General features: G+C 62.4%; 13 protein-coding genes. 2 read left to right on the top strand and 11 right to left on the bottom strand.

What is annotated here, in order from left to right; translation table 11 throughout:
* Positions 1 to 13: 13 nt before the first annotated feature.
* The 3 genes from ODR01_RS20525 to ODR01_RS20515 form a co-directional block, all read right to left on the bottom strand.
* Positions 14 to 1,735 (bottom strand): hypothetical protein, encoded by a 1,722-nt coding sequence (locus tag ODR01_RS20525; RefSeq protein WP_316979572.1) that lies wholly within the window; start codon positions 1,733 to 1,735, stop codon positions 14 to 16.
* 86 nt (positions 1,736 to 1,821) lie between these two features.
* A complete protein-coding gene (locus ODR01_RS20520) occupies positions 1,822 to 3,231 on the bottom strand; it encodes an ABC transporter substrate-binding protein (protein WP_316979571.1) in 1,410 nt (469 codons plus the stop codon).
* A 93-nt stretch (positions 3,232 to 3,324) separates the two neighbouring features.
* Positions 3,325 to 4,392, bottom strand: coding sequence for an ABC transporter ATP-binding protein (locus tag ODR01_RS20515; RefSeq protein ID WP_316979570.1), 1,068 nt, complete (start codon positions 4,390 to 4,392; stop codon positions 3,325 to 3,327).
* A 147-nt stretch (positions 4,393 to 4,539) separates the two neighbouring features.
* On the opposite strand from ODR01_RS20515, the gene ODR01_RS20510 reads away from it, so the two are divergent.
* The gene (locus tag ODR01_RS20510) at positions 4,540 to 5,448 is read left to right on the top strand and encodes a LysR family transcriptional regulator (protein WP_316979569.1); all 909 of its coding nucleotides are present in this window, start codon (positions 4,540 to 4,542) and stop codon (positions 5,446 to 5,448) included.
* A gap of 159 nt (positions 5,449 to 5,607) precedes the next feature.
* On the opposite strand, the gene ODR01_RS20505 is transcribed toward ODR01_RS20510, so the two are convergent.
* The 4 genes from ODR01_RS20505 to ODR01_RS20490 form a co-directional block, all read right to left on the bottom strand.
* Positions 5,608 to 7,131 (bottom strand): tripartite tricarboxylate transporter permease, encoded by a 1,524-nt coding sequence (locus ODR01_RS20505; RefSeq protein ID WP_316979568.1) that lies wholly within the window; start codon positions 7,129 to 7,131, stop codon positions 5,608 to 5,610.
* On the bottom strand, positions 7,131 to 7,580 hold the full coding sequence (locus ODR01_RS20500; RefSeq protein WP_316979567.1) for a tripartite tricarboxylate transporter TctB family protein: 450 nt from the start codon (positions 7,578 to 7,580) through the stop codon (positions 7,131 to 7,133). The genes ODR01_RS20505 and ODR01_RS20500 overlap by 1 nt, the downstream gene beginning before the upstream one ends.
* 77 nt (positions 7,581 to 7,657) lie before the next feature.
* Positions 7,658 to 8,635: a Bug family tripartite tricarboxylate transporter substrate binding protein gene (locus ODR01_RS20495; protein ID WP_316979566.1), complete on the bottom strand. Its 978-nt coding sequence runs from the start codon at positions 8,633 to 8,635 to the stop codon at positions 7,658 to 7,660.
* A gap of 43 nt (positions 8,636 to 8,678) precedes the next feature.
* On the bottom strand, positions 8,679 to 10,076 hold the full coding sequence (locus tag ODR01_RS20490) for an FAD-dependent oxidoreductase (RefSeq protein WP_316979565.1): 1,398 nt from the start codon (positions 10,074 to 10,076) through the stop codon (positions 8,679 to 8,681).
* A gap of 93 nt (positions 10,077 to 10,169) precedes the next feature.
* Between ODR01_RS20490 and ODR01_RS20485 the strand changes: the two genes are divergently transcribed.
* Complete coding sequence (locus ODR01_RS20485) at positions 10,170 to 10,919, top strand: GntR family transcriptional regulator (RefSeq protein WP_316979564.1); 750 nt, start codon at positions 10,170 to 10,172, stop codon at positions 10,917 to 10,919.
* A 548-nt stretch (positions 10,920 to 11,467) separates the two neighbouring features.
* On the opposite strand, the gene ODR01_RS20480 is transcribed toward ODR01_RS20485, so the two are convergent.
* The 4 genes from ODR01_RS20480 to ODR01_RS20465 form a co-directional block, all read right to left on the bottom strand.
* The gene (locus ODR01_RS20480; RefSeq protein ID WP_316979563.1) at positions 11,468 to 12,907 is read right to left on the bottom strand and encodes an SLC13 family permease; all 1,440 of its coding nucleotides are present in this window, start codon (positions 12,905 to 12,907) and stop codon (positions 11,468 to 11,470) included.
* Positions 12,885 to 14,369, bottom strand: coding sequence for a tripartite tricarboxylate transporter permease (locus ODR01_RS20475; RefSeq protein ID WP_316979562.1), 1,485 nt, complete (start codon positions 14,367 to 14,369; stop codon positions 12,885 to 12,887). The genes ODR01_RS20480 and ODR01_RS20475 overlap by 23 nt, the downstream gene beginning before the upstream one ends.
* A 10-nt stretch (positions 14,370 to 14,379) precedes the next feature.
* Positions 14,380 to 14,865, bottom strand: a complete 486-nt coding sequence (locus tag ODR01_RS20470) for a tripartite tricarboxylate transporter TctB family protein (protein WP_316979561.1) — start codon at positions 14,863 to 14,865, stop codon at positions 14,380 to 14,382.
* Positions 14,866 to 14,972: 107 nt separating this feature from the next.
* A complete protein-coding gene (locus tag ODR01_RS20465) occupies positions 14,973 to 15,959 on the bottom strand; it encodes a Bug family tripartite tricarboxylate transporter substrate binding protein (RefSeq protein WP_316979560.1) in 987 nt (328 codons plus the stop codon).
* Positions 15,960 to 15,997: the final 38 nt, after the last annotated feature.

The raw sequence follows: 15,997 nt of genomic DNA, 5'->3' as shown, positions 1-15,997 counted from the left end.
TCTCTTGTGCTGTCTATACCGTTACCGACCGAGGATTCGCGGCCTTGGAAAGCCTCGCCTTGAGATCGTCGTGGAGGACTTCCAAGCGGTCGGGACCAAGCAGCAGGTAGGTCGTGTAGCGGGCATCCGAGACGTCGCGGAAGGCACGGAATTCCCTGGCCAGCGTGAGGAGGCCTTCAAGGCGGTCGGCCAGCATGCCTTCCGCTTCGGCTCGGTAGGTGGACGGCGACGGGTTCTCGACAATGTACTTGGTCAGGATGCAGGCATGACCGATCTCGCGGAAGCCCCGGACGTAGCGCTGGAAGACATCGATGCGCGCGGCGAATTCGCGGTATGACGCATCGGTCAGGGCGGCGGGCCGGCGCGCCAGGACCTCGCTCAGCGCCTCGACCCGCTGCACGGCCTCGTCCTTCTCGGCGAGGATGCGCCTGACGTTGGGTTCGTCGGCGTCCATGGCGTGTTGCTTGGTTGGATCCCAGTCCCTGAGGCTGTTCTTCTCCTCAGCCAGCCACCAGGCATGGTCCAGGCTGACCGGATAGGTGCTTGAGTCCGAGAACACGCAGTCGTTGGTATAAAGACTGCGCCGAATGATCTCCCAGGAATCGCCCAGAAGGTCGATGAACCACGCGACCGCCTCTTCGATGTCCTTTTCGCCGGCGTCGGCCTTCAGGTATCCCTGCTCGCTCAGCCACTCGCGATAGATCTTCTCCTTCCGCGCGGCGCGGTCGATCGACAACGCCGCCGCGGCATGAAGATTGAGCAGATTCGGCGTGTGGAAGCAGGAGTGGGATTCCAACGCCTCCCAATCCGTGCGGATAAGGACACCGTCGATCCCGTGGTCGCGGGCCACCCCCATACGGTAGCGCATGTCGTCCACCATATGGCTGGGTCCCACCCCCCAACCGAAATACTGGGCCATGGTGTCGAACTCGACCCACTGGCGGTGTTGTCCCACCTTACCGATGCGGGGATTGTCGGGAAATGTCGGGTAGTAGTCATGGGGCGTATTCTTCAGGGCGATCACGACGTCCTCGGGTTGCTGTTCCATCACCGCGGCGATCTCGGATTGGGTCTTGAGGTCAAAGACGAAGTCGCGGACGACCAACGTCTTTCCAGCGGCATGGATAGGCTCGTACATGGCCGACAGCAGGTTGCGATACCAATCCTGCGGAGCCATGGCGCGGCATATCTCGCAGGAGCAACGATGGCCGGAGATCGACAGCCGGCTTTCGCGCGTCGCTGGCGCCGTGATGATGCCGTCAATCCCGGAAATATCGGAGAACAGCTCGGTATATTTGGCGCGGATGAAATCCCACCACGCGGGTTCGCTAGGACATAGGGTGCCGTTCTTGAACACCTGCGGGTTGAATTCGACGAAGACGTCATGAAACCACAGTTCCTTGTTTTCTAACCACACCTCGGTTCCCTGACGGGCGGCGAGATCGATGACCCGGAGCATGTAGTCGCGGCGCTGGACGGGCGTACTGCGGCCATGAGCGACATATTTGTAGAGGTCCAGGTGGGTACCGCGGTAGCGATCGACGATATTCTTGAAGGTTTGCCCCCGCCCGAACACGGTCGCCGGATAGGTCAGCATATCCACGATGTCATTGCGGTGGAGGACGAGAGCCGTCATCCCATGGTCCTTGATGAAGGCGAGCGCCTTGCGGACCCAATCAAAATCCCATGCATAGCTGCTGTGGATCTCAAGCGCCCTGACGCGAAATTCAGGCATGGGCTTTCCTTTCCTGGAGACGAGAGGTCGTGGCGAACGGGCCTTCGCAGCGGCGTTCTGCCGCGGCAAAGGCCACGTCGGTGGGGTCAGTTTTTCTTCAGAGAGGCCAAAGCCCTATCGAGCTTTTCGTTGGCTTTGGTGAGTTCCGCCTTGACGCCGCCCCCGACCAGAATGGCCGAGATGGAGTCGCTGATCGCATCACCAATTTCCGACGATTTCAGGATGCAGGGATAGGGCATCAATTGGGCGTCGGAAAGTGCGTCGGCAGCACCGTTGGCGACATCGATAAGGTACTGGACGACGGGCATTTCCTTGGCCAGGTCCACCATCGTGGCCGTCCGGGTCGGCATGTAGCCCGGCTTCTTTCGCGCCATGTCGAGCTGGTTTTCGGCCGAAACCGCCGCCTCCAGCAGTTTGTAGGCGGCTTCCTTGTTCTTGGAGAGACTGTAGAGCGAGACCACCGCTGGACCCGAGCGGAACGGGTGCTTTACGCCCAACGGGTTGCCCTCGACCGTCGGCGGTACGACGTAGCCCACCTTCTCGGCGGTGATGGGGGTTTCCTTCTTACCTACCGTGAAGATGACGCGGTCGAAGTACTCGAACTGCATGGCGACGCGGCCGGTGGCGAACAACGTGGTCGCCTCGCCGCTACTCATGTTGATGTGGTTCGCCGGCCAGAAGGGAACCAGCGATTTGTAGTATTCGGCAGCCGCGATGCTGGCCGGGCTCATCAGGCCGGCCTTGAGCGTCTTGGGGTCGCAGGCGTGGGCGCCGAAGGCGATCAGCTGGTTCTCATAGTCGTGCCAAAGGAAGGTACCCTTCTTGTTGGAGTTGATGATGCCGTAGAAGTCGTTGTCCAACACCTGCCCGGCCAGTGTTTCGCCTTTCTTGCGGGTGAAGAACTGGGCGATGTCGTAATACTGCTTGTATGTTGCCGGCGGCATCAGGTCGTAGCCGTACTTGGCTTTGAACGCCGCCTTCTCGTCGGCGTTGTCGAAGACGTCCTTGCGGTAGGCGACCGCTTGGTCGCTGGTCGCCATCGCGATGCCCAGGATGTGCTTATCGAACGTCACGGCCCCACGGGCGGATTCGGTAAATCCTTGCCAGTCCAGAAGCGACTTGTCACCATGCTTCTCCATGTACGGGGCGAGATCGTCGATGATTCCCCCATCGAACCACTCGAAGGTCCTTTGGACGCCGCCTGTATAGACCAGATCCCACGTATCGGCCTTGCCGACGAAATCCAGAACCACCTTCTTCTGCAGTTCGTCGGTGGTCACCATGCGAACTTCGACTTTCATCCCCCATTCCTTACCGATTTCCTTGAGCTTGTCGGCGAAGGCTTCCTGGTGGACGTTGCTGGAACTCAAAAAACGGATGGTTTTTCCCTTGTAGGAACTGTCGGCCGCCTGCACGGCTGTCACGACGCCCCCTAGGAGGAAGAGGCCGGCCACGCCGGCCATCCATCCGCGTCGCATCATCATCTGCACGGACATGGCTGCTCTCCTATCGAAGCCTGTTGTTGTCGTTCGGGTTTTCCCTGTTCTTGGAGACGTTCACGGGTCGCACTGGGCCGTCGCGGCCTGAATTCACACCCGCCGCCCCGTCTGTTCGTCGAAAAGATGAACCGCCTGGGGCTCGAACCCGAACCAAACGTCATCCCCGGCCGTGACCTTGTTCGACCGATCAAGGATCGCGCAGACCTGCTGGCTACCGACCTTTGCAAACACCTGGAGATTGGCCCCGACCAGTTCGACAAGATCCACCCGCGTGCGCACGCTTCCCTTAGAACCCACCGCGACAGTCTCGGGACGCACGCCGTAAAGGACGGACTGGCCGTCGAGACCATCCGCTTGCGGCGATACGGGCAGGCGGAGATTTTGCCCCGTCTCGACCCAAGCTTGGCTTCCCGCCCGCCGCAGACGTCCAGGAATCATGTTGATGGAGGGCGAACCGATGAATTCGGCCACGAAGGTATTGGCGGGCTGGTCGTAAAGCTCGAGGGGCGTTCCGACCTGTTCGACGATCCCATCATGCATGACGGCGATGCGGTCGGCCATGGTCATGGCCTCGATCTGGTCATGCGTCACGTAGACAGTGGTAGTCCGCAATTGCTGGTGACGAAGCTTGATCTCGATCCGCATCTGCACGCGAAGACGGGCGTCAAGATTGGACAAGGGTTCGTCGAACAGGAACACCTGGGGCGCTCTGACGATGGCGCGGCCCATGGCGACCCTTTGCCGCTGACCTCCAGAGAGCTCTTTGGGGAGTCGCTGGAGGTAGTCCTGCAAGCCAAGAATGGAGGCCGCCCCATTTACCCGTTGATCGATCGTCGCTCTCGGGCTGCGCCGCATGCGTAGGCCGAACGCCATGTTGTCGAACACGTTTTTCAGTGGGTAGAGCGCATAGCTCTGGAACACCATTGCGACGTCGCGGTCCCGGGGCAACAGCTCGTCGACCCGCCGATCGCCTATGTGGATTTCTCCTGCCGTGACTTCCTCGAGCCCCGCAATCATCCGGAGAAGGGTTGACTTGCCACATCCCGATGGCCCCACGAGGACAACGAATTCGCCATCGGCGATGTCCAGCGACACGCCGTGGATGACCTTCACGGGGCCAAATGACTTGTGAACGTCGCGAATGCTGACCGTCGCCATCGACCTCTCCCTCTCGCGCCTTTCCTGCTGCTACGACGCGCAATTAGTGAGTCTTTTTTGGCAGACATCTCGCAATAGAGTGCTATCAAACATCCATCATTTCTAATAAGATTTCTTTCACCCCCCATAACCCCCATTTATGATGGGATGATGAATTTCCGCGAACTGGAGATATTCCGGGCCATCATGCGGGGCGGCACGATCACCGAAGCGGCCCGCATGCTGCGCATTTCCCAGCCGGCCGTCAGCACGGCCCTGCGCCATGCCGAAGATCAGCTTGGCATGAAGCTGTTCCGGCGCGAGCAGGGCCGGATTCACCCGACGGCCGAAGCGATAACCCTTTATCCCGAGGTCGAGAGCCTGTTCGAGAAGCTCGGCGCCATCCAGCGCTTCGCCGACGATCTGCGGACCGCCCATTCCGGATTGATCAGCATTGCGGCCACGCCGACCCTGACCTATGCCTTCCTGACGGATGCCATGAACCGGTTCCGTCAACGTCGACCCAACGTGCGCTTCCTGATCGATGTCACACATACTCAAAGAATTGTTGATCTTGCGGCTTCACGGCAGATTGACCTTGGTCTCATCTTCACGCCTTCGCAGAATCCGGGGCTCACCATTGAGGACCTGGGAGCTACGGAGCTGGTTTGCGTGATACGGAAGGATCACCCCTTACGCGACCTTCCCTTCATCGGCCCCACCGATATTGGCGATTTTCCACTCATTACCAATGCGCGAAACCCATTCTTCCATCGCATCGAGCAGGCGTTCCGTCGCTGCAGGATGGAACTCGACATCACGGTGGCCGTCAATCACACCATCACTTCCTATCTGCTGGTGAATGCTGGGGTCGGCATTGCCCTGGTCGATCCCTGGGTGCATCCCACCCTTTTTCCCGGATTGATTCGCAAACGCTTTCGACCGCGGGTCGAAATAAGGCCTCGGATTGTGTTCGCGCGTGCCCAACCTTTGTCCCGACTTGCCGCACTTTTTGTCGGCGATCTACGCGAGACCGCGGAAACCCTGTGGTCGGAGTTCGTCCCCGGCAGAGACTGAAGCCATCCGGCAAATAGGGAACGATGTTAGTGCCGGCGGTGCCGAGTTGTATTCCGAGGAAATCCCAGGACGATACGCCGAGTCTGCCGCCCGTCGTGGTATGAACTGGACGCGACATCCGCTCGCCTTCCTCCAGGCTGCCATTGACTGATCGACGTTTTACACCCTTGCCGACATCCCGTTGGCTCGCCTGCCACGAGCCGTTCGCCACACGCCCCAGGCCAGCAGCAAGAATGTGATGGTCATGATCGTGCCGCTGATCGGCCGTTCGATGAAGGTCGCAGGCTCGCCGCGCGCCAAGATCATCGCACGACGGAAGTTCTCCTCCACCAGCGGGCCCAGCACAAACCCCAGCAACAAGGGCGCGGACGGAAGGTCGGCCAGGCGCATGGCATAGCCGACTGCGCCAAAGAACAGGACCACCCACACATCAAAGCTGTCGTTGTTGACCGAATAGACGCCGATGCAGATGAACATCAGGATGGCAGGATAAAGCAGGTGATAGGGGATCGTCAGAAGCCGAACCCAGATCCCGATCAAGGGGATGTTGAGGAGCAGCAGCATGATGTTGCCGATCCAAAAGCTCATGATCAGCCCCCAGAACAGGTCGGGGTGGCTGCTCATCATCATTGGTCCCGGCGCAATTCCCTGAATCATCATCGCGCCCAGCATAATTGCCATCGTCGGACTGCCGGGGATGCCCAGAGTCATCGTGGGGATGAAGGCCGTCTGATCGGCGGCATTGTTGGCGGACTCGGGCGCGGCGATGCCTTCGATGGCTCCCTTTCCGAAGCGTTCCGGGTGGCGCGTGACCTTTTTTTCGATCGCGTACGCCATGAACGAGGCGACCGTCGGGCCGGTGCCGGGAAGTATGCCGAAGAAGGATCCGATGCCCGTTCCACGGATCATCGGCAGCCATGATCGGCGGATGTCCTCGCGCGTCGGGATCATCGCGCGCAGTTTGACGCTGCTGCGATCCACCTCCCCTCCCCGCACCGTCCGGACACTCGCGATCACCTCGGATACGCCGAATACGCCCATGGCGAGGGCGACCAGGCTGATCCCGTCGCGCAACGGCATGATGCCGAAAGTCATTCGGCTTTGGCCGGTAAAGATATCCATTCCCACGGTGCCGAGGATGAGACCGAGGAGGACCATGGCGAAGCTCTTGAGCGGCGCGCCGGTGCCGATGGTCGAAGCCGCCACAAGGCCAAGCAGCATCAGAGAGAAGTATTCGGCGGCGCCGAAGCTCAGCCCGTAACTGACGAAATAGGGCGACAGCAGCATCGTCATCACGATGCCCGAGGTGGCGCCAAAGAAGGATGCCACCGCGCTCATGAACAACGCGACCCCGGCCCGTCCCTGCTTGGCCATCGGATAGCCTTCGATGCAGATGACGACGGTGGAGGGCGTCCCCGGGACATTGAGAAGGACGCTGGCGACCGAGCCGCCATAGAGCGTGCCGTACCAGATGCCGGAAAGCATGATCAGCGCGGTCGTCGCCGGCAGGTGGAAGGTCAGGGGGAAAACCAGCGAGAGGGCGGCAAGCGTGCCGATCCCCGGCAGCACCCCGACGAGGGTTCCGACCAGAACGCCGACGAAGCAGTAAAACAAGTTGACCGGGAGAAGCGCCGTATCGAGGCCGAGCGAGACGCTCTGGAGAAACGTGCCGAAGTATTCCATTACACGGGCCACCGAATGACGTCGACCGGAAGGTCAAGGCCGACGCGGAAGATGAGGGTGCCAACCAGGCTAAGAACGGCGGCCAGAAGAATGGCCTTCGTCGCCCCCAGGGTGCTGTTTCCAAGGCTGGCGATAAGGGTGAGAAGGGCGATCGCCGGGACCAGCCCCGCCAGGTCGACGCCTGCCGCGAATGCCGCGACGCTAGCCATGACGGCCAAGGCCGGACGCCCCTCGACGGAAACCCGCGGGCCGCTTCGGAAGACGGCAAGGGCGGCGATCGTCACACCCATGACCGCCAAAAGGACCCCAAGTGCCGTCGGCAGCATCCCCGGTCCCACCCGGGTCAGCGATCCCAGGCTGTAATTGGCGGAACAGTAAAGAGCCACGAACATCCCGAGCGCACACAACGTCGCCCCGGCGACCATATCGCGATAATCGCGCTGTAACACGATTCAACCTTTCCAGTTGCTCGGGACCGGCCCCTCCTCAGGGCCAGTCCCGAACCTGCTCGGCGTTTAGGGCCGCTCTACTTGACCGTGATGTTGTTCTCGGTCGCGACCTTGTCCCACATCACGACCTGATCCTTGAGGAAGGTCGCGAATTCGGCACTGGCGCTGCCGATTGCCGTCGTGCCGGCGGCCCCGAGCTTGTCGGCGATTTTGGGGTCCTTCATCGACACCGCGACCTGCTTGTTGAGGACATCCACGATCTCCGTCGACAGCCCCTTCGGGGCGAACAGGCCGTACCATTGCTGGGCCATGAAATCCGGAAAGCCCAGTTCTGCAAAAGTCGGGATACTTGGCGCGGCCTGCAGGCGGTTTGGGGCGCCGATGGCCAGGGCCCGCAGAGAGCCCGCCTTGAAAAGAGCCTCACCGCCCTGAAGGCTGATGAAGATGGCGTCGACATGGCCACCGATGACGTCGGCCATGGCCGGTCCGGACCCCGGGAACGGCACGTGCAACGGTTGGAACTTTGCCATGGAAGCGATTGATTCCATGGCCATGTGCTGAATGCCGCCCACCCCGTTCGAGGCGTAGGATATCGCATCGGGAGCGGCCTGCGCCGCCTTGACAAAGGCGTCCAGCGTGTCGGTCTTGACTGCGGGGCCGACCGCGAGAGCGAGCGGCTGCGTCGCCAGAAGGGAAATCGGTTCGAAATCGTTGATGGGATGGTAGGGGAGGTTCTTGTTGACGGCAGGACCGATGGCGTGCGTATCGGCGATGCCGATCAGCACGGTATAGCCGTCGGGCTTGGCGCGCGCCACCGCCTCGCTGCCAATCGCCCCCGAGGCACCGCCCCGGTTCTCGACGATCACCGTTTGGCGCATCCTTTCGGTCAACTGATCCGCCAGCATCCTGCCAATGAGGTCGGCAGAGCCGCCGGGCGGATAGGGAACGATGAGTCTGATGGTGCGGCTTGGATAGTCCTGGGCGACGGCCGGTGCGGCTCCCAGAAGCGTCGGCGCCAACAGTCCGACAAGGGCGAGTGCGAGTTTACGCATCATTCTGTGTCCTCCTTTGCCCGGGCAGCCCCTTGGCTGCTCTATGTTATTCAAGATCGATCACCGCTTTTTGTTTTCGCAATACATCCCGAACGTCGGCGATCGAAAGCTGGGATGGCGGAATGTCTTTTATGGCCGACATCGCGGCGATGGTACCGGCGGCATGGCCGGTCGCCATGCAAACCGGCTGTCCACGCGCCGAGGCAGCGGCGGCATGGGTGGCTGACAGGGTTCTTCCCGCGACGGTGAGATTGTCGATGCCCAGAGGCACCAGGCAGCGCGCCGGAATACCGTATGAACGATTGATCTTCGAGAGATCCGTCCCGCCGCCATCCACCTTGCTTTGCGATTCCTTATCGTCTTTTCCGACGTCGTGGATATCCAACGGATAGGCGCCCCGCGCCACCTGATCGTGAAAGTCGCGGCCCTGGCGCACGTCATCGCCAGTCAGTACGTAGGCCCCCTGGATATGGCGGGTTTCGCGGATACCGACCTGAAAGGGGCTGGAAACGACATAGCAATCCCGGAAACCGGGAACATACTTTCGAAGGAAACGGACGCCTTCGAGGGTCTGCAGTTGGGATTCTATTTCCGCCCGGGTGAGATCGTCGGGGTCCGTACCGTCGACGCCGTGCACGCGGGTGAGGTTGATGGTCACCTCGCGACGCCCCGGCATCGGGTTGAAACCCATGTCGTCCCGGGGGATATGATAATCGCCCGCCTCGCGCGCCTTGCGGATGAGATTTTTGAAGCCAGCCGCACCCGTTCCCGGCACGTTGCGGAACTTCCCGACGGTATACTCGCCGCCGACCTGCCCATCGGGCGCCTCGAAGTCTTCCGGATGCTCCTCCAGATAGGCCCACGTCTGATCCAAGTCGACCCCGCCCACGCGAAAGATAGCCGATACCGGTTGCATCGCCTGATCGCTCTCTCTTCCGCGCCAAAAGGCCGCGCCAGATCTGGCAGCAAGATCACCATCTCCGGTGCAATCGACGAAGCATTTGGCGGGAATAATCTCGATACCAGCCTTGTTGGCGACGCGGATCGCTTGAATCCCGCTCTTTTCCATCAAGGCGTCGATAAGGAAACTGTGAAGCAAGAGATGCACGCCGGACGTGCCAACCATTTCAAGAAGCTTGAGTTTCACGGCTTCCGGGTCCTGCCCCATAACGGAACCGTGGCGCGGATGGTGGGCGACATCCGTGGCGCCGTCCATCGCCCTTGCCCCTTCGATCAATTCTTCGCCGATGCCCCCGAGGGCCTTTCGGCCCTGCCCGTCCCAAACGCCCTTAAGAGACATGCCTAACGTCAGCACACCGCCCAGACTGCCATACTGCTCAACGACCAGCGTCCGTGCACCCGTCCTTGCTGCGGCGATGCCGGCGATGGCGCCTGCCGTACCGCCACCGACCACAATCACGTCGTAGCCCGGCCTCAACTTCATCGGATTCTCTTTCCTCTAGGCAAAGCCCGGTGCAATATGTCCGTGAGCTTCGTTATCATGTCGACATGTTGTCATAACAACTTTGGACGTGCAATGGCCTTGATCGACAAGCCCACTGGCAGCTTGGTCCCGCTCTACAGACAGATCTCCGACAAGCTCGGTGACCGCATAGCCGCAGGCGAGTTCAAGCCCGGCGCCCCCATGCCCAGCGAACATGCCCTCTGCAAAATGTTTGGCGTCAGCCGGATCACTGTGCGGAGAGCGCTCGATGAACTGGTCGGACGCCATCTGGTGGTGCGTCGACAGGGGAGTGGCACCTTCGTCTCGGAGGATCGACATCGACACTGGTCGGTGACGCTCACTGGCGTCATCGAGGACGTGCTGATGCCGTATTATTTCCGGGTGACGCGCGAAGCCGACATCGTGCCTCCGGCGGACGTTCTGGAATTCGCGGAGATCTCGGAGCGCAGGCGGCACAAGATGATCGAAGGCATCAACTATTCCTCGGACGGTGGGCCGCTCGTCCACATCCGGTACTATTTCCCGCCGGAGGTTGGCAGCTTGCTGTCGGCCGACACCCTGATCAAGGCAAAAGGAGCGATCCATGCGGTCGAGGCCGTGTCCCGCCGCAGGATCGATCATGCCAAGCAGGTCGTCGAGCCGATCATCGCGGACAAGGCCCTCGCGGCGCACCTTGACGTTGCCGAGGGGACGGCCTTGCTAAGAATCACACGGATTTTTTACGACTCGTCGCTAGTGCCCCTGGAACTATACCAGGGCGCCTACCACCCAACCCACTACAGATACACGGCTGTTCTCTATCCGCGATCTTCCGGTCCCTGATTCATCTTCGTTATGCATGAAGGTCAGCCACTCAAAGCCTCTTCCATTCTTTTTTGCGGCCTCCGGCGGTGCGAAGCTTACTGTCGATCGCCAAATCGAACATCGCATGGTCATGCAGTCTGCGCCCTCGATCCAACCAGAACCTGATAGCCCAGACTTGCTGGGGCTTCAGCGCACGCTTGGCGCCAATCTTTCGGCATACATTCCAGGGCCGCCGATCTTGTGCGCCCGGATCATATTCGGAATGCCCCATAGCCTTTCTCCTCCTGGTCCAATAGTGGCAAGGAGGATGGTACGGTGTTATTCAACTCGAACTGAAGAGAGCGGACGGAGAACGAACGCGCTGCGCGGGAGGGGTGCGAGCAGTGAGGTAGCGGCTGGCGGTCGATCACAGGTCAGGGCTGCTGTTTCCCAACACCGGACCTCGCACGGAATAACTGAGCGGACTGTTGTGCGCCACTTCTGGAATCGGTAACCCGTCCAACGGGAACATGCTGCGAGCTGGACCGAAAGGCAAGACGGTTGCAAGCTCATCCCGCCGAAACCTCCTATGCCGGTGAATAGCCGATCAACGGCCAATAGTACAGAGCCGCGAGAACGATGGCCAGGGCCAGCAGCCCGGTGACGCCAAGACCGGCGCGGCGCAGGTCACGCATGCCGAAATGGCGCATGCCGTAGCTGGCCAGCGTGGCGATCGACTGGCTGGGCAGCAGGAAGGCGAGGCAGCTGCCGGCGATCGCCACCATGCCCAGCCATACCGGGCTGACGCCGAGGCCCGGCGCCAGCGAGAACACCACCGGCAAGGCTACGGCCAGGGCTGAGGTGATGTTATTGAGGCCGAGGCGGACTAGGGCCATCAGGAGGGCGACCCCGGCGGCGGCGGCCCACAGCGGGGCGCCGTCGAGCAGGCTGGCGAGATGCAGCGCCAACGTCTTGGCCAGCCCCGTCGCCGCCATGGCGTCGGCCAGCGCCAGCCCGCAGGCAAACAGCACCAGGCTGCCCCAGTTGACCGCCTTGGCCGTTTCCCGCCAGCGGATGATCTCGATGCCGGGCAGGAAGAAAAGTACGGCCGCCACCAGGGCGACGGTGGCGGTGTCCAGGCCGTACAGGTCGTGGGACATCCAGCCGCCCAGCATGAGGAACAGGATCGCCAGGACCTTCCATTCCCCGGGCGTCACTTTGCCCAGGTCGGCGCGCTGCCGGCGGAGACCCTCGGCCAACGCCGCCTCCTCGCCCCGCTGCGGGGGAAAAAGCCACAGCAGGAGGACCCAGGAAAGGGCGAGGGTGACGAGCGCGATCGGCGTGAAGGCGGCGAGCCAGGCCATGTAGCTCCAGGAGAAGCCGAGCTGGCCTGCGAAGAGGCCGGCCGCGTAGACCATGCCCGAGGCGCCGGTGATGGTCGCGCTGCTGGCCAGCAGCGAGACGTAGGGGATGCCGATGAACACCCCCTTGAGCAGGTTGCGATCGGTCATCCCGCCGGCGCCGGTCAGGCCGCCGGCCACCGACAGCAGGATGGCGGCGCGGCCCATCGCCGTCGGGATGAAGAAGGCGAAGACGTAGGTGGTGGCCATGACGGCGAGCAGGACCAGCCCGGCCCGCCCGCCGGCCGCCGCGATGATGGCGAGCGCGATGCGCCGGTCCAGCCCGCTCTTCTTCACCGCGAAGGCGACGACGTAGACGGCGACGATGAGGCCGAGGATGGGATCGCCCATTTCGCCCCACACCCTGGACAGCGGGGCGATGCCGTTCAGCACCATGGCCACCATGACCAGCAGCGCGCTGACCGCGGCGTCCAGCACCTCCAACGACCACAGCAGGATGGCCGAGGCCAGGATGCCGATGAGGACGAGCTTCGCCCGGTCGAAGTCCGCCGTTTCGGGAACGAGATGGGCGCCGCCGATCATCAGCAGCACGGCACCCAGGCAGAAGTGGCTCTTGAGATCCGTCAAGGCCTCGGCACCGATGTCAGGCTTGTTTTCTGGATTCATGCACCATTCGATAGATCGATACCGAGACGAAGACGAAGGAGAGCGTCAAGAGGATGATGCTCACCGGATCGCCGAGGAAAATGCCGTAGTCGCCCTGTGAGATCTGCAGCGAGCGGCGGAAGTTGGTCTCAACCATGAAGCCGAGTACGACCCCCAGCACCATCGGCAGCGGCGACAGGCCGATGTAGCGCAGCAGGTAGCCGACCACGCCCATGATCAGCACCACGGTCGGCTCGAACAGGCTGTGGTTGAGCGAGTAGGCGCCCGAGAAGATGAGCACGTAGACGACGGCCAGCACGTAAGGTTTCGGCCGGTTGACCAGCCACAGGGCGCCGCGCACCGAGACGAGACCGATGACCAGCAGGAAGAGGTTGGCGAAGAACAGGCCGCCGTACAGGCCGTACACCACCTCCGGGTTCTGCACGAAAATCATTGGCCCGGGCCGGAGCCCGTGCAGCAGCATGCCGCCGAGCAGGATGGCCGAGGAGTTGGACCCCGGGATGCCGAAGGACAGCAGCGGAATGAGCGACGTCGAGGTGACCACGTTGTTTGAGCACTCGGGTGCGGCCACGCCCTCGACGCTGCCGTGGTCGAACTCCTCCTTGTGGCGCGACCAGCGCTTGGCCTCGTTGCGCGAGATGAAGGCGGCGACGGTGCCGCCGGCGCCCGGTACGATGCCCTCGATGGTGCCGACGATCACCCCGATGAGGTGGGGGATGGCCAAGCGCTTGCGCCACAGGGTGAAGCTGGGAAGCTTGATCTTCGTTGCCGCCTGCGCCTTGGGCCACGAGGCCTGGCCGCTCTCCTTGAACAGCTCGCTGACGGCGAACAGGCCGACCATGATGAGGATCGGACCGAACCCGCAGATCAGGTCGACCGAGCCGAACGTGAAGCGGTTGACGCCCGAGATCGGGTCGTTGCCGACGGTGGCGATCATCAGGCCGAGGATGCCGGAGATCAGGCCCTTGACGAGCGATCCCTCGGACAGGCTGGCGATCACCGAAAGGCCCAGGATGCCGATGGCGAAATAGGAGGCTGGCCGGAACAGCAGTGCCGCGTCCGCCAGCCAGCCGGTCAGGGTGACCAGCAGGACCAAGCCGACCAGGCCGCCGATCACGCCACTGACCAGCGAGATGCCGAGGGCCTCGCCGCCCCGGCCCTTGAGCTGCATCTGGTAGCCGTCGATGACGGTGGCGCCGGCCGCATTTGTGCCCGGCGTGCTGATGAGGATCGCCGGAATCGAACCGCCGTATTCGGCGCCGCAGTAGACCGCGGCCAGCGTGATGATGCCGACCACCGGCTGCATGGTGTAGGTCAGCGGCAGGATGAGCGCCATCGAGATGGATGGCGAGATGCCTGGCAGGGCGCCGCCGATGATGCCCCAGGTGATGCCGATGGCGGCGCCAATCAGGGCCGGCGTGCCGGTCATGACGTCGAAGATGATCGAGAAGATCTGTTCCATGGCCTCGTCCTCAGATTCCGAACAGTTTCGGCCAGATTCCGGCCGGTACCGCGCCGTCGAAGACGACGCCGAACAGCAGCCAGAAGCCGCCGCCGCCGGCCGCCGCGAAAAGGACCATGCGCCATCCGGGCTTCATGTGGTTGTAGAGAAGCATGGCGGCGAGCAGCAGGGCCACCGTCACCGCGTAGCCGACCCAGTTGATGATCAGCAGGAAACCGATGCCAAGCGCCAGTGTGCCGCCCGCCCGGTAGAACCCTCGCAGGTCCTTGGCCGCCCGCTCCTTGCGCGTTGCCTCGGACGCCGCCGCGGGCTTGGCGGCGAGGCCGGCCAGCACGAGAAGCACGGCGAGCCCGCCCAGGCACACCGCCAGGAGCTTGGGATAGGACGCGGCGCCGACAACGTCACTCAATTGGCTCCGCGGGATGTCATCGGCGAAGACGTAATATGCGACCGCGAGCCCCAGAAAGACCAGTCCGGCGATCCAATCCCTGCGCATGGTGCAACTCCTGCTCCTGCTCTTGTCCCCCATCGGCGAGCCCGGCGAAGGTTCCAGCGGGGCGGGGAAGACTCCCCCCGCCCCCTTGAAAACGGCCCTTCCGCCGGCTATTTGATGACGCCCATCTTGGTGAGGTAGGTCTTGAGGTCGACCTCGGTCTTGGCCAGATAGGCCTGGAAGGCCTTCTGGTCCTTGAAGGCCGGAATCAGGCTGTCCTCGTCGTAGGCCTTCTTGTATTCCGGGTTGGCCAACAGCTTGGGGATGGCCTCTTCCCAAGCCTTGACGACGTCGGTCGGCAGGCCCTTCGGCCCGGTCAGGCCGCGGAACTTGGTCAGCACCAGGTCGACGCCCTGCTCCTTGGCGGTCGGGACGTCGGGATAGGTGGCGAGGCGCTGCTCGGTGAACGCCGCCAGCAGGCGGATCTTGCCGGCTTCCAACTGCGCCGAAACCTCGCCCGGCTCGCCGACCGCGATGTCCATGCTGCCGTTCAGCACGGCCATCATGGCGTCGCCGCCGCCCTCGAAGGAGACGATCGGCAGGTCGACGCCGACAATCTCCTTGAGCCGTTCGAGAACCTGGCGGCCGAGTTCGGTCGCCGTACCGCCGCCCCACTTGGCGTTCTTGGGGTCCTTCTTGGCCGCCGCCATGACATCCTTGAGGCTCTTCAGCGGGCTGTCCTTGCGGGTGTAGATGACCTCGGGGTCCTCAAAGACATTCACCACGGGTTCGAGGTCGTGAATGGTGTATTCGACCTTGCCGAACATCGGGGTCTGGATGCAGGTGTCGGTCGTCGCGTAGAAGGCCGAGCCGTCGGGCGGCAGCTTGGCCAGTTCGGCCAACGCCTTGGCGCCGCCGCCGCCGCGGACGTTCTTCACCACGAAGGTGACGCCCATTTGCGGGCCCAGGTACTTGATCATCTGCCTGAGGAACAGGTCGCTGCCGCCGCCTGGGCTGGAATGGGTGATCAGCGTGACCGTCTTCACCGGATAGGCTGGTGTGTCGGCGGCCAATACCCCCGAGGTCGAGGCGACAAGAAGGCCGGCGGCGCACAGCGTGCCGGTCAGTTGCGAAAGATGCCGTCTCCTTACGTTCATAGTCTCCTCCCGTTCGTTGTTGGACAGTTCGTTGAGAC

Source organism: Shumkonia mesophila (assembly GCF_026163695.1).
In the GTDB taxonomy this organism is placed as follows: Bacteria; Pseudomonadota; Alphaproteobacteria; order Rhodospirillales; family Shumkoniaceae; genus Shumkonia; species Shumkonia mesophila.
Note: the sequence above shows the minus strand (reverse complement) of the source record. Positions and strands in the feature narration are given on the sequence as shown.